Genomic DNA, 20,368 nt, shown 5'->3' on the forward strand with positions numbered 1-20,368 from the left:
CCGTCTTCTCTCTCCGAGGGCCGCGATCTTCCCCAAAGCGCGCCCTCAGGGTTGCGGATGTTTCTTGAAAGCCGTTCGAAAGAACGGCTTTTTTTCTTGCCCAATCCCGTCCTTGTGGGTCCCGCTTTTTGAATCCGCCACCTGCAAAATGCTCGTAGCGTTTAGCAGGTGGCGGGCGATTGATGGGGAAGCGGCGATAGCGAGGTTGTCAAACCTGCAAAATGCTCGTAGCTTTTAACAGGTACAAGACCTACTATCAAAGAGAAACCAAGTAACTAAAAGATTGTCGCATGCCGTTTTGCCTGTTCCAGCCCTTGAAGGAAATCTCTAAAACCAGAAACTCAACACAGTTCGTGAAAAAAAGTCTTGACTTAATTTCTCAATGTGTTTAAATTTTACGTTTGCGTAATTAGCCGTGAAAGTATGCCCAAAGGGCTGCCGAAACGGTAAGAATATCGTCTTTTTACCCCAAAGGAAGGAAGACCTGTGGCCAAGGCAGAAAAGACCGGCGCCGGCGTATACAGGGAGCGTCATTCGTTCGCGAAGATCCCTGGCATCGTCGATGTCCCCAACCTCATCGCCATCCAGACCGACAGTTTCAAGTGGTTCATGGAAGAAGGCATCACCGAAGCCTTCAACGACGTGTGCCCCATCGAGAACTCGACCAAAGATATGTGCGTCGAGCTCGGCGAGCATCACTTCGGCGAGCCGAAGTACACCGTCGACGAGTGCAAAGAGAAAGACGTCTCGTATCAGGCGCCCCTCTATGCCAAGATTCGCTTCATCAACCGTGAGACCGGCGAAATCAAAGATCAGAACGACCTGTTCATGGGCGATTTCCCGCTCATGACCCCTCGTGGCACGTTCATTATCAACGGCACCGAGCGCGTTGTGGTTTCCCAGCTCGTTCGCTCGCCCGGCATCTATTTCAGCGCCGAGCGCGACAAGACGTCCGACAAGACCATCTACGGCGCGAAGGTCATTCCTTCCCGCGGCGCATGGCTCGAGTTCGAGACCGACAAGCGCGACATTCTGTCGGTTCGCATCGACCGCAAGCGTAAGCAGCCGGCCACGCTGCTTCTGCGCGCCCTCGGCATCGCCGACACCCGCGAAGAAATCATCGATATCCTCGGCAGCTCCGAGATGGTGCTGCGCACGCTCGACCGCGACCCCGCGACCACCAAGGAAGAGGCGCTCATCGAGCTGTACAAGCGCTTCCGTCCGGGCGAGCCGCCTACGATCGATTCTGCGCGCACGCTGCTCGACGGCCTGTTCTTCAACCCGCAGCGTTATGACCTCGCCAAGGTCGGCCGCTACAAGGCGAACAAGAAGCTCGGCTTCGATCCCGAATTCGACGCTTCCACGCTCACCATTGAAGACATCGTCGCAACCATGCGCTACATCGTCGCTCTCCACGAGGGCGAAGAGGGCTACCAGGTCGACGACATCGACCATTTCGGCAACCGTCGTATCCGCACGGTCGGCGAGCTCATCCAGAACCAGTTCCGCATCGGCCTTTCGCGCATGGAGCGCGTTGTACGCGAGCGCATGAGCATGCAGGAGCCTGACGAAATCACTCCGCAGAGCCTCGTGAACATTCGCCCCATCGTGGCTGCCATCAAGGAATTCTTCGGCTCTTCGCAGCTGTCGCAGTTCATGGACCAGGCAAATCCCGCCGCAGGCATCACGCACAAGCGTCGTCTGTCTGCTCTGGGCCCTGGCGGTCTGTCGCGTGAGCGCGCAGGCTTCGAGGTTCGCGACGTTCACAATTCGCACTACGGCCGCATGTGCCCCATCGAGACGCCTGAAGGCCCGAACATCGGCCTTATCGGCTCGCTGGCGACCTTCGCCCGCGTGAACAGCTATGGCTTCATCGAGACCCCGTACCGTCGCGTTATCGACGGCAAGGTGACCGACGAGGTCGACTACCTCACCGCCGACGAGGAAGAGAACTACGCCATCGCTCAGGCAATGGAGAAGTTCGACCCCGAGACGCGCGTGTTCGGCGAGACCATCGATGGCGTGTTCGTGCCGTCTGAAAAGATTCTTTGCCGCACCCGTGACGCCGACGGCGTCTTCGGCGAGCCTGAGGAAGTCGCTCCCGAGCGCGTTGGTTACATGGACGTGTCTCCTCGCCAGATGACTTCTGTCGCTACCTCGCTCATTCCGTTCTTGGAGCACGACGACGCAAACCGCGCCCTCATGGGTTCGAACATGCAGCGTCAGGCTGTGCCTTTGCTGCAACCCCACGCGCCGTACGTCGGCACCGGCATCGAGCACCGCATCGCGGTTGACTCGGGCGAAGTGCTCGTTGCCCAGAACCCCGGCGTGGTCGACTACGTCGACGGCTCCACCATCATCATCAAGAACGATGAAGGCGAGTTCGACGAGTACCTGGTTCCGAAGTTCCAGCGTTCCAACCAGAGCGGCTGCATCAACAACAAGCCTATCGTGCGCAAGGGCGACGAAGTCCATGCGGGCGACGTTTTGGCCGACGGCCCCAGCTGCGACCACGCAGAGCTGGCGCTTGGTCAGAACCTCATGGTCGCTTACATGACCTGGGAAGGCTACAACTACGAGGACGCTATCATCGTGTCCGAGCGCGTTGTTGCTGAAGACCTGCTCACGTCTATCCATATTTCTGAATACGAAGTCGACGCTCGCGACACGAAGCTCGGCCCCGAGGAAATCACTCGCGAGATTCCGAACATCTCCGACGACATGATTGCCGACCTCGATGCCGACGGCATCATTCGCGTTGGCGCCGAGGTGTTCCCTGGCGACGTTCTGGTCGGCAAGGTCACCCCGAAGGGCGAAACCGAGCTCACCGCTGAGGAGCGCTTGCTGCGCGCCATCTTCGGCGACAAGGCTCGTGAGGTTCGCGACACGTCCCTCAAGGTTCCTCATGGCGCCGGTGGCCGCGTTGTGGGCATCTATCGCTTCAGCCGTGAAAACGGCGACGACATGGCTCCGGGCGTCAACGAGCTCGTGCGCGTGTACATCGCCCAGAAGCGTAAGGTGCAGCAGGGCGATAAGTTGTCCGGCCGCCACGGCAACAAGGGTGTTATCTCTCGCGTTCTGCCTGTTGAGGACATGCCTTACCTCGCCGACGGCACGCCGATCGACGTCATGCTGAACCCCCTGGGCGTTCCTTCCCGTATGAACGTCGGCCAGCTGCTCGAATGCCACCTTGGCTGGGCTGCTAAGTGGGGTTGGTCCGATGAGGCCGAAACCACCGAGGCCGTCGAAGGTCCGAAGTACGTCGCAACCCCCGTGTTCGACGGCGCGACCGAGGAAGAAATCGTCGACGTCATTGGCAAGGCGAACCGCAACCTCATCAACCTGAACCATGCGAAGTACGGCGATATGGCCCGCGACGAGTTCGTGCCGCAGCTCAACGAGTTCGGCAAAACGTGGCTCTACGACGGCCGCACGGGCGAGCGTTTCCGCGAACCCATCACGGTCGGCTTCCCGTACATCTTGAAGTTGGGCCACATGGTCGACGACAAGATCCACGCACGTTCGACCGGCCCTTACAGCCTCATCACCCAGCAGCCTCTCGGCGGCAAGGCCCAGTTCGGCGGCCAGCGCTTCGGCGAGATGGAAGTTTGGGCGCTGTATGCGTACGGCGCTTCCAACGTGCTGCAGGAGATTTTGACCATCAAGTCCGACGACACGTCGGGCCGCGTGAAGGCGTACGAGGCCATCGTCAAGGGCGAGAACATCCCGCCCGCGGAGGTGCCCGAGTCGTTCAAGGTTCTGTTGAAGGAAATCAAGTCCTTGGGCCTCAACGTCGAGATGATCGGCGAAGACCACAAGGCGATCGACTTCGACGCTGCCGAGCTCGAAGCCAAGGCGGCCATGGCGAGCCGTCATCACAACGAGGGCGACGACGACATGCTCTCGAACATGATGAACGACGCTTCCAAGACCGAGAAGGAACAGGCCGATGCCCTGAGCGACATCGCTGCCGACCTTCAGAGCATGATGAACGACGTGACCGACGCGAACCCCGATGTCGAGAGCCTGATCGGCTCCGATGAGCCGAAGTTCACCTTCGGCGAAGGAGAGGAAGAGTAAATGAGCGATTACGACGTGAGCAACTTCAGCGCCCTGCGCATCTCTCTCGCGAGCGCCGAGGATATTCGCAGCTGGTCGCATGGCGAGGTCAAGAAGGCCGAAACCATCAACTACCGCACGCTCAAGCCCGAAAAGGACGGCTTGTTCTGCGAGAAAATTTTTGGCCCTACCAAAGACTGGGAATGCGCCTGCGGCAAGTACAAGCGCGTTCGCTTCAAGGGCATCGTGTGCGAGCGCTGCGGCGTTGAAGTTACCCGCAGCAAGGTTCGTCGCGAGCGTATGGGCCACATCGAGCTCGCGGCTCCCGTGAGCCACATTTGGTACTTCAAGGGCTCCCCGAGCCGCTTGGGCTACCTGCTCGACATTGCCCCGAAAGAGCTCGAGAAGGTTCTGTACTTCGCCAGCTCCATTGTGACCTGGGTCGATACCGAGGCTCGCGATGAGGATGTCGAAGAGTTGCGCGACGAGCTCGCCGCCGACCTTGAAGAACTCGATGCCGAGCGCGATCGCCTGATTGAGGCCACCCGCCGCCTGTCCACGGAATACGTTCCGGAAGACGACGAGTTCGCCGACGAGATCGACGACGACGAGCGCATGGAGCCCGAAGAGGTCGAGGCTGAAATCGCCGACATCTATGACGAATACAACGAGCGCAAGGCTCTGCGCACCGAGGCGTTCGACGCGTTCTTGAAGATCGTGCCGAAGCAGCTCGTGCCCGACGAGGCCCTGTATCGCGAGATGCGCATGAACTACAGCGACTACTTCCATGGTGGAATGGGCGCCGAGGCCGTGCGCGACCTGCTCGACGACATGGACCTGGAAGCCGTTGCTGAAGAGCTCAAAGATACCATCGAGAATGGCAAGGGCCAGAAGCGCGCCAAGGCTATTAAGCGCCTGAAGGTCGTTGACGCTTTCATGAAGAGCGACAACAAGCCTTCCGACATGATTCTTGACGTCATTCCGGTTATCCCGCCCGATTTGCGCCCCATGGTGCAGCTCGACGGTGGCCGCTTCGCAACGAGCGACCTCAACGACCTGTATCGTCGCGTGATCAACCGCAACAACCGCTTGAAGCGCCTGCTCGACCTCGGTGCTCCCGAGATCATCGTGAACAACGAGAAGCGCATGCTTCAGGAAGCTGTCGACTCGCTGTTCGACAACGGCCGTCGTGGCCGCCCCGTCACGGGTCCGGGCAACCGTCCGCTGAAGTCGCTCTCTGACATGCTCAAGGGCAAGCAGGGCCGCTTCCGCCAGAACCTGCTCGGCAAGCGCGTCGACTACTCTGGCCGTTCGGTTATCGTCGTTGGTCCTCAGCTGAAGATTCACCAGTGCGGCCTGCCGCAGCAGATGGCTCTGGAGCTGTTCAAGCCCTTCGTTATGAAGCGCCTGGTCGAGCTCGAGTACGCCGCCAACATCAAGGCTGCTAAGCGCGCTGTCGACCGTGGCGCAAGCTACGTGTGGGATGTCCTCGAAGAGGTCATCGTCGACCACCCCGTGCTGCTGAACCGCGCACCTACCCTGCACCGTCTGGGCATTCAGGCCTTCGAGCCCGTGCTCGTCGAGGGTAAGGCCATCAAGCTGCACCCGCTGGTCTGCACCGCGTTCAACGCCGACTTCGACGGCGACCAGATGGCTGTGCACGTGCCGCTGGGCAACGAAGCCCAGGCTGAGGCTCGCGTGCTCATGCTGTCTGCCAACAACATCAAGTCGCCGGCTCATGGACGCCCGCTGACCATTCCTACTCAGGACATGATCATCGGTATGTACTTCCTCACCACGGTTCGCGATGGCTTCCCGGGCGAGGGCCGCGTCTTCGCGAGCGTCAAGGACGCTTTCGACGAGTTTGAGGCTGGTACGGGCGTTGACATTCAGGCTCGCATTTCGGTGCGCGCTACGCGCGACATGCAGATCGCGAAGTCGTTCAGCGATTTCGAGACCGTGAAGGCTGGCGAGCGTTTCGAAACGAGCATCGGCCGCATCATCTTCAACAATGTGCTGCCTGAGGACCATCAGTTCGTCAACTATGTTGTGAACAAGAAGGAAATCGGCCGCCTCATCGAAGAGTGCTCGAACCGCTACGACGTTTCCGATATGCCGGGCATTTTGGACGGCTTGAAGAACGCTGGCTACCACTACGCCACCAAGGCTGGCATCACGGTGTCCGTTTTCGATGCCACCATGCCGCCGAACAAGGCTGAGCTGCTCGCCGCCGCCGACGCCAAGGTCGACGCGATCGATGAAGACTACGAGATGGGCCTCATGAGCCCTGAAGAGCGCCATAAGCAGGTCGTTGACATTTGGAACGACACCACCGAGGAAATCGGCGAAGCCATGGCTGCCAACTTCGACCAGTACAACCCCATCTACATGATGGCCGACTCTGGTGCTCGTGGTAACATCAAGCAGATTCGCCAGCTGGCTGGTATGCGCGGCCTCATGGGCAACACCAAGGGTGGCACCATCGACCGCCCGGTTAAGTCGAACTTCCGCGAGGGCCTTTCGGTTCTGGAGTACTTCATCTCCACGCACGGTACTCGTAAGGGTATGACCGACACCGCTCTGCGTACGGCTGACTCGGGTTACCTGACTCGTCGTCTGGTCGACGTCGCGCAGGACGTTATCGTTCGCGAGATCGACTGCGGCACGCCTGAGGGCGTTCCCTACCCGCTGCACAACGAGAAGGGCGAGATCGACGAGAACCTCATCGGTCGCTGCCTGCTCGAGGACACGGGCGATCTGCTCGCTGGCGATTACATCACCAGCATGGATCAGCTCAAGGCGTTTGAGGCTGCCGGCATTGACACAGTCGTCATTCGCACGGTCATGACCTGCCACGCTGAGCATGGCGTATGCCAGAAGTGCTACGGTTGGGACTTGGCCACGGGCCGTCCGGTGAACATTGGCACTGCGGTCGGCATTATCGCCGCTCAGTCCATTGGCGAGCCGGGCACGCAGCTCACCATGCGTACGTTCCACGCCGGCGGCGTTGCTGGCGACGACATTACGCACGGTCTGCCTCGTGTTACCGAGCTTTTCGAGGCTCGCAAGCCTAAGGGCCAGGCTGTGCTCGCCGAAATCGCAGGTACCCTGCAGATTACCGGCGACAAGACCACCAAGACGCTCACCGTGCATGACACCGAGGGCAACTTCCGCGAGTACGTCGTTTCGGCGCGCGCGCAGATGCTGCCTGGCATCATCAACGGCTGCGCTGTGAAGGTTGGCCAGCAGCTCACCAAGGGTTCTGTGAACCCGCACGACTTGCTGCGTTTGACCGACCCGAACACCACGCTGCGCTACATCGTTGCTCAGGTCCAGGACGTGTACGTGTCCCAGGGCGTAGACATCAACGACAAGCACATCGAGGTCATCGCACGTCAGATGCTGCGCAAGGTCGTTGTCATGGAGGCTGGCGATTCCGAGCTTCTGCCCGGCCGCCAGGTGAACCGCCACGAGTTCGAGCGCGTTGCCAACGAACTCATTGCAGAAGGCAAGCAGCCTCCCGTGGGCCAGCCCCTGCTGCTCGGCATCACCAAGGCTTCGTTGGCCACCGACTCGTTCCTGTCGGCCGCGTCGTTCCAGGAGACCACCAAGGTTCTCACCGACGCCGCGATCGAGGGCAAGACCGACGTGCTCGCCGGTCTGAAGGAGAACGTCATCATCGGCAAGCCGATTCCTGCCGGTACGGGTCTTCCTCGCTACCACAAGGTCGGCCTCACCTACAAGGGTGCTCCCGTGCATCCCGAGGGCGAGGAGCAGCTGCCCGATTACGCGCCGCGTGAGCTTCGCGAGATCGAAGACCTGCTGCCTCAGCCTCAGGACTGGTCGCTCGACGAGAACTACATGGGTGGCTACGGCAACTACTTCGGCGGCGGCAGCTTCCGCGGTGGCCGCGCCAACCAGCTCTCCGACGAGGACGCGCGTCTGTACCTCTACGACGACCTGGGTGTTTCGCAGCGCTGGGCTAACAAGTTCAGCGAAGCGGGCATCGAGACCGTTGGCGACTTGGTCGGCTATACCGAAGATGAGCTTCTGCGCATCGAAGGCATTGGCGCCAAGGCCATCGAAGAGCTCAAGACCGGCCTTGCCGAGCATAGCCTGAGCTATCTCATCGAGGACGACCTGGCTGCGTCCAACGACGACATGAGCCAGCTGCTCGACATGGTCTTCAGCCCCGACGACACGGTGCTCATCGGCGGCGATTCGCCGGCGACGTTCAGCACCGAAGGCGAGGAAATGCTGGGCGAGGCTCTGCCGCCGCGCAGCTACCATCGCGACCTGAGCGAACTCGACGCCCTGCTGGGCGGCCTGGGCGACTTGGGCTTCGGCGAGACGAGCGAGAAGCACGAAGCCGAGTCTGACGAAGACGAAGAGTAACGTGCGATTCGCATAATCGATATTGAATGCCGCTCCGGGAAACTGGGGCGGCATTTTTGCGTTTGGAGGCGGGGCTTTCCGTGGAATCGCCCCATCGCTGGACGCTTTCTTTGTGCTGCCAGCTGGGTGGGCGGTTGCAAACTATGGCAAAGATACGAATCATGAGCGCAGCTCACGCCCTTGTGCCCGTTGCTGCAGCATGCTTGTGTTAGGGTTGAGCGAGAAATACGTGAAACGCCGGTATGGGCGAGGAAGGTACGCGAGATGTCAAGCGCCGGAAAAGCCAAGAAAAAGCAGTGTAACCAGGAATGTTGCAAAGTCAGCGAAGAAATCAAGCAGCGTGCGACAGGCATGGAGAAGGAAATCATCGCCGAGCGCCGTTATTTCCATAAGCATCCTGAGCTGTCGCTCAAAGAGACCGAGACGGCAAATGCTCTTTGCTGGCGTCTTGCCTCTATGGGCATTGAATACACCCGCGTTCCTGGAAATGGCATTATCGCGACCATCAAAGGCACGGCGTCCGATGCGTATGACGCAGAGGGAAATCCGCGCCATCGCATTGCGCTGCGAAGCGATATCGACGCGCTGCCCGTAACCGAGCTCACGGGCGCTCCCTATGCGTCGGAAAACGAAGGTGTCATGCATGCGTGCGGCCACGATTGCCACATGTCTATGCTGCTTGGCGCGGCGCGCATTCTTTTGGGCATGACCGATGAAATCCATGGGGAAGTGCGCTTGCTATTCCAGCCCGCCGAGGAATGTTCCGTTGGCTCCCGCATGATGATCAAAGCGGGGGCGCTCGATGGCGTCGACACCATTTTCGGCACGCATATTTGGAGCGAGGTTGATGCTGGAACCATTTCATGCGCGCCCGGCCAGCGCATGGCGAATACCGACTGGTTCCGCATCGACATCAAGGGCGTGAGCGCCCATGGCTCTATGCCCCACAAAGGCGTCGACGCCGTGGTGGTCGCGGCCGAAATCGTGGTGGCGCTGCAGGTTCTTGTGAGCCGCGACATTTCCCCATTCGAGCCTCTCGTGGTTACCGTGGGCGAAATCCACGGAGGCGAGGCTCGCAACATCATGGCTGGCTCGGCCTACCTTACGGGCACGATTCGTACGTGGAGCGATAAAACGCGCAAGGCCATGCCTGAGCGCCTGGAGCATCTTATCCAGCGTTCGGCGAAAGCATTCAATGCGAAGGCGAAGCTCACGTATCAAGAAGGCAATGCCGGCCTGTCGAACGATTCCGAGTGCGCCGAGCGTTGCCGCAAGTCTGTCGTGAAGCTGTTCGGCGAAGAGGCGGTAAGCGATTACGAGGGCACCCTCGCGGGCGAAGACTTCAGCGAATACCTCGATATCGTTCCCGGCGTGTTCGTCTTCCTTGGCTGCCGCAATCCCGATGTCGATGCGGTGTATCCTCAGCACAGCGGATACTATACGGTCGATGAAAGCGTTCTGAAAAATGGTGCGGCGCTTGCCGCCCAATACGCCATCGATTTTCTGGCAGAATAGCGCCGGGCGAACGCAGGCGCGAAACCCAACGAGTTACGACGATATTGATTGAGAGCCAAGGAGACCTCTATGAATGAGCAGCAGATGAACGAAGGCCTTTTATGCGACGCCGATCGCCAGCTCATCGCAAGCTCTGCTCGCTCGCAGAAATATGTTGAAGCCCCCGTTCCCGCAGAGCTTCTTAATGAGTTGTCGGACGATTTGCTGAATCTCGCTTTCATTCCGTATGCGTCGAGGTCGAAGCTTTCGAGCCTGTATGGGCCGGGCCTCGACTTCATGAGCCTTATCAGCGCCGACTGGCGCGAGGCCTTTTCCCAGGGCGCATTGCGCATGCACAACGCGAAAACGATCAGCTTCCCGACGCATATTGAGATGGCGAACGGCGAGGCTGTCGAGGTCTCTATCTCCGAGAATGCGCAGGAGGGCGGATCCGCGTGGTTTCTGTCGTACGTTCCCATCGTTGAGCATATGAAGCTGCGCCGCGACTGCATTGCCGAGGCGCAGGCCGAGTCGGAAAAGCCGCGACTTCCCAAAGAGCCGCTCCCTGCGCTTATGGAAGACGGCTTTGCGGGCATGCAGGAGTCTGAAGACTATCTCGTGAACCCCGTTCCCCTTGCCGTTTTGAACGAGCTCGATTCAATGGACGCCGTGTTTTCTTCGTTCGTTTGGGTGTCGCAGCGCCGCAACGAACAGATTGCCGAATACGAGCAGCGCGATATCGACGTGTTGGAACTGCTGAACCGCGATTGGGAGTATGCGCTGTCCCATCGCGTGCTTCGGTATTACGAAGGCAAGGTCATTTTCCCCGTGAGCATCGTGCGCGATGACGGGGAAACGCTCGTCGAGGTTTCCATCAAGCGCGATCGCGGGGCGGAAAGGCCGGGCGCGATGCCGTGGCATGTCTGCTTCGTGGATAACTTCGCGCGGCAAAAGGTGCGCGCTGGCCAGGCGCTTTTCGACTGGGCCTACCTGGGTAATTTCGACGATACGATCGAAAGCCTTGCCGAGATGGCGCTTGCTGAAAAGTGGGGATTCGAGGCCGATGACGAACCGAAGTCGAATTCGATTCTCAAAAGCTATCTCACGTATACCTTCTATAGGCTGCAGGCTGAGGGCAAAGTGCTCGAAAACCGCGAAAGGGGAATCGCCGCATTCAACACGGGCCTCGTCGACGCAACGTACGAGGCGATTTATGCGTGCTTTTCTCCGTCGAACATGGAACTGCCGTGGCGCTTCGAGGCGTTCTGCAAAGCGGGTTCGAGAATGTGGGGAAAGAAGCTGGTGGCTTCGTTTGAGCCCTTGCCGCAAAGGGCATCGTATTTTGAAAAGAAAGATGACCTGCTCTTCGACGGAAGCCGAACGCTCCAGCGCGATGTCGACCATATTCTTCTCGACAACATCGACCGATTGCCGAAGGCATTTCTTGCTGAAGAACTTCGTGGCGCAAACGATGCGATTGAGGCGCTCGATAAAACGATGCATGCCGAAGACGACACGTCGAGGCGCGCCGCATACGATGAGCTCCGCGAGGCCGTCGAGGACAACGTGAAAATTAAGCGCAGGCTTATCAACAGGCTCGATGACGCCATTGAGCTTGCCCAAAAGCGCGTCGAGTGGAATTTCAAAACGGCCGTTCCGGCGTTTTATCCCACGAAGAACACGATGAGCCTGCTCCTCCCGCTCGACCTCACCGAAAACGAGCAGCCCGATGTCGCGCTCGTCGTTGAGCTTATGGAATCGGGGGCCTACATCGGCCAAACGATTCTCACCATGAAGATGGCTTACAACAATGCGAGGCTCATTTGCCGGCCCGACAGCGATTGGCTCAACACATCGCTGCGCCTTTCCTAAAGAAATATGAAGAGCGTCCCGCTTCGCATATGGAGCGGGACGTTTTGGTTATGGAGCATGCGGTTCTTCGGTGCGCGGCAGCCATTTTGCATTGATTCGTATAGTTTTTGCCGCTTGCGCACTTTAGGCGGCGAAAGCGCACGCATACCGTTAGAATGGCTTTCGAAACATGGTGGAAACTTTTATGAAGGCACGCCACGGCCTCGTTTTCGCTGAACGAACAATCGATTTAGGAGCCCGCATGAACGCCGACCTCACGAGTCGTTATGGAACCATGGTCTTCTCCGATCACGTTATGAAGGAATATCTGCCCTCTGACGTGTACAAGAAGCTTTCTGAAACCGTGAAGGAGGGCAAGCCGCTCGATCTCGATGTGGCAAACGCCGTCGCCCACGGCATGAAGGAATGGGCCCTCAAGCATGGCGCCACGCATTTCGCGCATTGGTTCCAGCCCCTTACGGGCATCACGTCGGAAAAGCATGACGCGTTCCTCGATCCGGTGGGTGATGGCACGGCGATCGTGAAATTCTCGGGCAAAGAGCTCGTTCAGGGCGAGCCCGATGCATCGAGCTTCCCCAATGGCGGCTTGCGCGCAACGTTCGAGGCGCGCGGTTATTCCGCATGGGATCCCACGAGCCCCGCATTCATCAAAGACGAAGTGCTGTGCGTGCCCACGGCGTTTTGCTCTTATTCGGGCGAGGCGCTCGATAAGAAGACGCCGCTTCTGCGCTCTATGGCCACGCTCGACAAGCAGACGAAGCGCGTGCTTTCCCTGTTCGGCAAAAACCCTGCTCATGTCACGGTCAATGTGGGTACTGAGCAGGAATACTTCCTTATTTCTGAAAAAGATTACGAACGCCGCCAAGACCTTATCGTATGCGGCCGCACGCTGTTCGGCGCGCCTCCGTGCAAGGGCCAAGAGCTCGACGAGCATTATTTCGGCGCCATTCGCCCTACGGTGAATTCGTTCATGAAAGAGCTCGACGACGAGTTGTGGGGCTTTGCGGTTGCCGCGAAAACCAAGCACAACGAGGTCGCGCCTTGCCAGCATGAGCTCGCTCCGGTGTTCTGCAACGCGAACCGCGCGGTTGACGAGAACCTCCTCACCATGGAAATGATGAAGCTGCTTGCGAGCCACCATGGCCTCGTGTGCCTGCAGCATGAAAAGCCGTTTGAAGGCATTAACGGCTCGGGCAAGCATAACAACTGGAGCTTCGGCACCGAGGATGAGAACCTGCTCGACCCGGGCGACACGCCTGAGGCGAACCTGCAGTTCATCGTATTCCTCACCTGCGTTATCGAAGCGGTCGACAATTATCAAGATTTGCTGCGCATGAGCGTTGCGAGCTGCGGAAACGACCATCGCCTGGGCGCGCACGAGGCTCCGCCGGCCATTATCTCGATCTTCTTGGGCGATGAGCTTTCGAGCATCATCGATGCGCTTACTTCGGGCGAAACCGCCGCGCATACGCTGCGCGAGCAGCTCGACTTCGGCGTTGATGTGCTGCCGAACCTCGAGCGCGACACGACCGATCGTAACCGTACGAGCCCCTTCGCCTTCACGGGCAACAAGTTCGAATTCCGCATGCCGGGCTCCAGCGTGAACGTGTCCGACGCGAACACCGTGCTCGATACCGCCGTGGCGAAAACGCTCAAGGAATTCGCCGACGCCATGGAGGCGCGCGGCGACATGGAATTCGAGCATGCCGCGCTCGATTGGGTTCGCAAGAGCCTGCAGGCGCACAAGCGCATCCTGTTCTCGGGCGACGGCTATTCTGAGGAATGGCACGCCGAAGCCGAACGCCGCGGCCTGTGCAACTTCGCCACGACCGCCGATGCCCTGCCGTGCTTCGTCGCCGAGAAGAACCTCGAGCTGTTCTCCGAGATGGGCGTGCTTTCGCCCGTTGAAGCGCGCAGCCGCTACGAGGTGAAGCTCGAGAAGTACAACAAGCTCATGAACATCGAAGCGAACACCATGGAAGTCATGGCACGCCGCACGTATTTGCCCGTGATCAGCGCATATTCCACGAAGATCGCCAAGGGCATTACCACGGTGACTGCTGCGATGCCCGATGCGCCCATGTCGCATGAGCGCCGCGAGCTCAAGACGCTCACCGAAGGTGTGAATGCGATTTACGATGGCCTCGATGCGTTGCGCGATGCCCATGTCTCGGCCGAGGCGATTGCCGATTCCCAAGAGCAGGCCAACGCGTACGCCCATAAGGTGCGCCCTGCGATGGACGCCCTGCGCGCGGCCGTCGATGCCATGGAGCCCATTGTCGCAAGCGACTATTGGCCCGTCCCGACGTACGACGACATGCTGTTCTACTGCTAGCCTGGCCTTGCAGTCAGGCTCACGGGCCCGCACTCGCCGACGTTTATTCGGCCGACCTGTTAAATGCTCTGAGCGTTTAACAGGTCTGCGGGCGACGCATTGGCGCCAATGATAGAATGACACGAAGCGAAAGGGGCCGCATGCCCCTTTCTTGTTGTGGCGATATTCGCGAGGTGACATATATGGGAATTCGTGCGGCGGCTGCCGTGGCTTTGGGCAGGGCGGCCCGATGGGGCGGCGAGACGTTCATGCATCGCTCTGCGGGAAATATCCCGGGCGCTATGGCGCTTAAGGTTGATCCTACGGTTTTGGTTGACCTGGCGAAAAAGGTGAATCCCGTGGCCGTGATTTCGGGCACGAACGGCAAAACCACCACCACGAACCTCGTTGCCGACTGCTTGCAAACCGCAGGCGTGCCGCTGTATTGCAATCGCGAGGGAAACAATCTGCAATCGGGCATCGTGACGTCGCTCATGCTCGCGCCCGACACGTCGAAGGTCGTTGACGTGGCAAGCGCCGCGCAGGCGCCTGTGGGCTGCTTCGAATGCGACGAGATGTATACCAAGTATGTGCTGCCTCGCCTTCGTCCGCATTATTTCATGCTGCTGAACCTGTTCCGCGATCAGCTCGACCGCTTTGGCGAAATCGACCGCATTCAGGCCACCATCGCCGAAGCGCTCGCGAAAACGCCCGAAACCACGTTCGTGTTCAACGGCGACGATCCGCTGTGCGCGGCCATCGCCGACCGCATTCCAAACAAATCGCTCGCGTTCGGCATCGCAAGCGACATGGGCCTTTCCGCCGACCGCATTTCCGACAGCCGCTTCTGCCAAAAGTGCGGCGGGGCGTTGGAATACGACTACGTGCACTACGGCCAGCTCGGCGCCTATCGTTGCCCCGATTGCGGATGGGCGCGTCCCGAACTCGCTTTCGCGGCGACGAATGTGCGCCTTGAGGAAGACGGCTTCGTGTTCGATATCGATGGCCGCAGCGTGCACACGGGGCATACGGGCGCCTACATGGTGTACAACGTGCTTGCCGCCTATGCCATCTCGAAGCTGTCGAGCATCGTGCCTTTCGAAAACTACCAAGCCGCTGTGCGCGAATACCACCCGACGAACGGCCGCCTTCAAACGTTTGATTTGGGGGAACGCAAGGTTATGACGAACCTCGCGAAGAATCCCACGGGCTTCAACCAGAACATTCGCATCGTGCTCAACGAACGCGGCCGCGTGCTCGCGCTGTTCGTGAACGACAACGACGCCGACGGCCACGACGTGTCATGGTTTTGGGATATCGATTTCGAGCGCTGGTCGCAGATTGATGGCCTGCGCGCCTTTGTGGGCGGCACGCGCGCGAACGATATGCAGGTACGTTTGAAGTATGCGGGCATTCAGGCCGAAATCGTCGAGAACGTCACCGATGTGCTGGCTGCGACAAGCGCCGACGATGGCAAGGTGTACATTATCGCGAACTACACCGCGCTGCCGGCCGTTCGTCGCGAGCTCGAAGGCCTTGAAGCCGCCGCGAAGGGGGAGAAATAAATCATGGTCGATTCTTTGAAATGGGCCCACAGGCCCTCGGTGCGCGACGATGTGAAGTCCCTTACTATCGTGCATTTGTTCCCCGAGCTTTTGAACCTTTACGGCGATGGCGGCAACGTGATCGCCCTTACGCGCCGTTTGCAGTGGCGCGGTTTGCCCGTTGAGGTGCGCGAGATTGGCATGGGCGATGCCATGGATTTCTCGCAGGTCGATATCGTGTTCATCGGCGGCGGCGCCGATCGAGAGCAAATGATCGTGAAAGACGCCATGGTCGCGCGAAAAAGCGAGCTTTCCGCCTATGTCGCCGATGGTGGCGTGCTGCTCGCGGTATGCGGCGGCTACCAGTTCTTGGGCCATAGCTACGCCATGGACGACGTGGTGGTCGAAGGCCTTGGGGTCATCGATATGGAAACCGTGCGCGGCGAGGGGCGCCTCATCGGCAATGCCGTTATCCAAAGCGACATCTGCGACGCCCCAATCGTCGGTTTCGAAAACCATGGCGGGCGCACGACGCTCGGCCCCGACGCAAAGCCGCTCGGCCGCGTGCTCGGCAAAACGTTTGGCAACAATGGCGAAGACGGTTTTGAGGGCGTGCATCAGGGAAACCTCATTGGCACCTACTTGCATGGCCCCCTGTTGCCGAAAAACCCGCAGGTCGCCGATTATCTTATTGCGCAAGCCTACGAGCGCCGCGGCGACGTGCTGGAGCTGGCGCCGCTCGACGATGCCATCGAGCTTGAGGCAAATCGAGTGATGGTGAAACGTTTGGGCGTGTAGCGCAAGCGCTATTCGGCAAAACAACTGAAGAGAGAACGCTCGAAGCGCCCGAATTCGTTCGGGCGCTTATTCGTAGATTCGAGTTTTCTTCGTAACATTCCTTTAACAGCCGTATAAACACCCACGATGCTATTATTCCTGGTAACTGCGGCTCGCTTTTCGCCACAAGCGGGCTTTGCTCAAAACGGCCGTCAGGGGGCTTTCATGATTGATACGAAGCAATATGTCATCAAGCAAATCGAAGAGCGCAACATTCGCTTTCTGCGATTGTGGTTCACCGATATTTTCGGCAATTTGAAAAACGTCGCCATTACGCCCTCCGATATTGAAATCGCGTTTGAAGAAGGCATCGGCTTCGACGGCTCGTCCATCGACGGGCTTGCGAGCTTGCAAGATTCCGATATGCTCGTGCATCCTGACCCGTCGACCTTCCAGGTGCTGCCGTGGCGTCCGAGCGACGACGGCGTAGCGCGCATGTTCTGCGATTTGCGCACGCCAGACGGGGCGCCGGCTGCGGGCGATTCGCGCCATGTGCTCATGAATATGCTGAAGCGCGCAGGCGCGATGGGCTATTCGGTCAACATCGGCACGGCGGTCGAATATTTCTGCTTCAAGAGCGATTCTGCGCCTGAACCCATCGACAAGGGCGGCTATTTCGATTTGGCGCCGCTCGACAACGCATCCGACCTTCGCCGCGAAACCGTGCTCACGCTTGAAAAAATGGGCATTCCTGTTGAATATTCGCATCATGAAGCGGCTCCGGCGCAGCAGGAAATCGACTTGCGCTTCTGCGACGCGCTTTCTGCCGCAGATGCCGTGGTAACCGCGCGCCTTGTCATTAAGGAAACGGCCCATGCGCAGGGCGTGCATGCTTCATTCATGCCGAAGCCCATCGAGGGCCAACCAGGAAGCGCGATGCATGTGCACCAGTCGCTGTTCGACGAGCACGGCAATGCGTTCGCCGATGCGAACGACCCCGACGGCATGGGGCTTTCGTCGGTCGCCAAGAGCTATATCGCCGGCCTTTTGAAGTATGCGCCCGAATATATGCTGATCACCAACCAGTACGTGAATTCCTACAAGCGTTTGGTGCCGGGCTTCGACGCCCCCGTGCTCGTGTCGTGGGGAAGCCGAAACCGTTCGGCCATGGTGCGCGTGCCTCGATACAAGCCGGGCAAACCCTCATCGACGCGCATTGCAGTGCGCAGCGTCGATTCGGCGGCGAATCCGTATTTGGCGTATGCCGCCATGCTCGGCGCAGGCCTCAAGGGCATCGAGGAAGGCCTCGAGCTGTGCGCGCCGGTCGAGGAGAACTTGTTCAACCTTTCGCAGGCTGAAATCGCCGAACGCGGCTTGAAATACTTGCCGCGCGACCTTTCCCAGGCGGTTGACGAGTTCGAGAAATCGGAGCTCATGCACGAGATTCTTGGCGATGTGATCTGCGAGAACCTCATTTCGGCCAAGCGTGCCGAATGGGAAGAATATCGCGCGCACGTGAGCTCGTGGGAAATCGACCGTTATCTGGCAAGGCTGTAGGGAGGCGCGTTATGCATTCCAAGACGATTCTTGTTTCGTGCGGCCGCACCATCACGCTCGAGCGTGCGTCCGCGTTATTCTCTTCCATGGATGCCGACGTGCGCGCGCTGAAAGTGCCGCCCGCGCAGGCGCTTTCTTCCGGCCATGGCCTGGGCGTCGATTTGCTCGTGATTGACGACACCGATGGCGGGTGCGACATTTCGGCCATCGAGGCCGAGCTTGCCAGCGGCGGCGATTCCACGCTGTTTTTGATGCTCGACGAATCGCGCATGAAATCGGTGCGCCTGCCTGTGCGCGTGACGAGCGATTTCGCATGCAGCGGCGCGAGCGACGACGAGATCAAGCTTCGCTGCCGTCGCCTTTTGTGGCCGGGTGAAATGACGAGCGATGCCGACTTCATCCATATGGGCGCGCTCACGGTGAACCTGGCGACGTACCAGGTCAAGGTCAATGGCGAGCCTATCGACCTCACGTTCATGGAATATGCCCTGCTGTCGTTTTTGGTTACGCATCCGGGTCGAATTTATTCGCGCGAGGTGCTGCTCTCCCAGGTGTGGGGCTTCGACTATTACGGCGGCAGCCGTACGGTCGATGTGCATGTGCGTCGCCTGCGCGCCAAGCTCGGCCCCGAGGTTGCCCAACATATCGAAACTGTGCGCGGTGCTGGCTATTTGTGGCAGAGCTAGAGCATCAATCATGATAGTAAGCATGAAAGAGGGGCCTTCGGGCCCTTTTTTCATGGGGTTGTTTCTTGCTCGCAGCAAGCGCCTCGCGACTATTTATTTCGTCCTCATTACTTGAATATTTCCTGTTCGTAACGCCAGTTTCGCCTATGTTACGGCTTGGTTTTTCAGCCGTTAACTCACCTTTGCGCGCTCTTTGTGCGCGCCGAAGCTCCCCATAATGAAATGCGTCATATCCATGGGCGCACAAAACGCCGGGTGTGGAGAGGCCATTTTCGAATATTCGGTTTCGCGAGCCTTATTTCGGAAACACATGGGGAACGGCCGCTCCACAAACGGCAATCAATGCGCCCGCCGGAAGAAGGGAGCAATCATGTTTGATCCAGGCAGCACCGGATTCATGATTCTGGGCGCGATGTTGGTGTTCTTGATGACGCCGGCACTTGCATTTTTCTATGGCGGCCTTTCTCGCCGCAAAAACGTGTTGAACACCATGTTCATGTCAATCGCCGTAATCGGTTTCGTCGGCGTGTTGTGGATTGTGGCCGGCTGGTCGTTCGCCTACGGCGGCGACGGCAGCTGCCCGTTCTTCGGCGGCTTCGACCAGATTTTCTGCATGGGCCTGCTCGATAACATGCTGGGTGGCAGCGATTTGGCGCTTTCCCACGACACGTACCCCGTGCTCGTTGATGTCGCTTTCCAGGCTGCGTTCGCCATTATCACCATCGCCATCATCACAGGTTCCTTGGCTGGCCGCATGAAGTTTGGCGCGGTGCTCGCGTTCATCTCCATTTGGCTGCTGCTCGTGTATGCCCCCTTGGCCCACATGGTGTGGGGCGGCGACGGCTCGCTCATCGGCGACACCATTGGCGCGCTCGACTTCGCTGGTGGCGACGTCGTGCATATCTCTTCTGGTCTCACGGGTCTCATCCTGTGCGTGCTGCTCGGCAAGCGTCGCGGCTACGGCATGATGAGCTATCGTCCGCACAACATCCCCTTTGTTGCTCTGGGCGCTTCGCTTCTGTGGTTTGGCTGGTTCGGCTTCAACGGCGCTTCTGCATTCGCTGCCGATGGCGTTGCCGCGCTCGCGTTCCTCAACACCATGGTTGCTCCTGCGGCCGCTATGATTTCCTGGATGCTCGTTGAGCGTCTGCGCTCTGGCAAGGCGACGCTCGTTGGCGCATGCACGGGCATTGTCGCCGGCCTGGTCGTTATTACCCCGGCTGCCGGCTTCGTCGATGTATGGGCCGCGATTGTCATGGGCCTCATCGTTTCCCCGATCTGCTACTCGGCCATGGCGTTCCTCAAGCCGAAGCTCGGCTACGACGATGCCCTTGACGCATTCGGCTGCCACGGCATCGGCGGTATGGTGGGCGGCGTGCTCACCGGCATCTTCTGCGTGCCCGACCTCTCCTGGACCGACTTCGGCGGCCTGCTGTACACGGGCGACCCCACGTTGCTCATCGCTCAGATCGAGGGCATCCTTATCACCATCGCCTTCGTTGCCGTGATGTCGGTCATCATCGGCCTTGTGGTGAAGGTTCTGTTCAAGGGCAGCCTGCGCGTGTCCGCCGAGGAAGAGGCTGAAGGCCTTGACGCTCGCGAGCACGGCGAGAGCGCATACCCCGCGTTCAATGGCCTGGACTAACTGGTAGCTCGGAATTTCGAAAGGA

At 59.2% G+C, this 20,368-nt stretch carries 10 protein-coding genes; all 10 read left to right on the forward strand.

The window, feature by feature from the left end; all coding sequences use genetic code 11:
- Positions 1-486: 486 nt before the first annotated feature.
- The 10 genes from Q0D41_RS05675 to Q0D41_RS05720 all read left to right on the forward strand — a co-directional run bounded on the left by Q0D41_RS05675 (position 487) and on the right by Q0D41_RS05720 (position 20,343).
- Positions 487-4,080, forward strand: coding sequence for a DNA-directed RNA polymerase subunit beta (locus Q0D41_RS05675; protein ID WP_294376487.1), 3,594 nt, complete (start codon positions 487-489; stop codon positions 4,078-4,080).
- The gene (locus Q0D41_RS05680; protein WP_294376488.1) at positions 4,081-8,454 is read left to right on the forward strand and encodes a DNA-directed RNA polymerase subunit beta'; all 4,374 of its coding nucleotides are present in this window, start codon (positions 4,081-4,083) and stop codon (positions 8,452-8,454) included. It begins immediately after the preceding gene.
- Positions 8,455-8,718: 264 nt separating this feature from the next.
- A complete protein-coding gene (locus Q0D41_RS05685; protein WP_294376490.1) occupies positions 8,719-9,969 on the forward strand; it encodes an amidohydrolase in 1,251 nt (416 codons plus the stop codon).
- A 69-nt stretch (positions 9,970-10,038) separates the two neighbouring features.
- Entirely contained in the window at positions 10,039-11,820 is a 1,782-nt protein-coding gene (locus tag Q0D41_RS05690) for a DUF3825 domain-containing protein (protein WP_294376493.1), read from the forward strand.
- A 241-nt stretch (positions 11,821-12,061) separates the two neighbouring features.
- Positions 12,062-14,155, forward strand: a complete 2,094-nt coding sequence (locus tag Q0D41_RS05695) for a glutamine synthetase III (RefSeq protein WP_294376685.1) — start codon at positions 12,062-12,064, stop codon at positions 14,153-14,155.
- A 140-nt stretch (positions 14,156-14,295) separates the two neighbouring features.
- Positions 14,296-15,699: a Mur ligase family protein gene (locus tag Q0D41_RS05700; protein ID WP_294376496.1), complete on the forward strand. Its 1,404-nt coding sequence runs from the start codon at positions 14,296-14,298 to the stop codon at positions 15,697-15,699.
- Between the two features lie 3 nt (positions 15,700-15,702).
- On the forward strand, positions 15,703-16,476 hold the full coding sequence (locus Q0D41_RS05705) for a type 1 glutamine amidotransferase (RefSeq protein ID WP_294376498.1): 774 nt from the start codon (positions 15,703-15,705) through the stop codon (positions 16,474-16,476).
- 204 nt (positions 16,477-16,680) lie between these two features.
- On the forward strand, positions 16,681-18,012 hold the full coding sequence (locus tag Q0D41_RS05710) for a glutamine synthetase family protein (RefSeq protein ID WP_294376500.1): 1,332 nt from the start codon (positions 16,681-16,683) through the stop codon (positions 18,010-18,012).
- Between the two features lie 11 nt (positions 18,013-18,023).
- Positions 18,024-18,698 (forward strand): winged helix family transcriptional regulator, encoded by a 675-nt coding sequence (locus tag Q0D41_RS05715; protein WP_294376504.1) that lies wholly within the window; start codon positions 18,024-18,026, stop codon positions 18,696-18,698.
- Between the two features lie 370 nt (positions 18,699-19,068).
- The gene (locus tag Q0D41_RS05720; protein ID WP_294376507.1) at positions 19,069-20,343 is read left to right on the forward strand and encodes an ammonium transporter; all 1,275 of its coding nucleotides are present in this window, start codon (positions 19,069-19,071) and stop codon (positions 20,341-20,343) included.
- Positions 20,344-20,368: the final 25 nt, after the last annotated feature.

Source organism: uncultured Slackia sp., from assembly GCF_934630525.1.
Classification (GTDB): Bacteria; Actinomycetota; Coriobacteriia; order Coriobacteriales; family Eggerthellaceae; genus Slackia.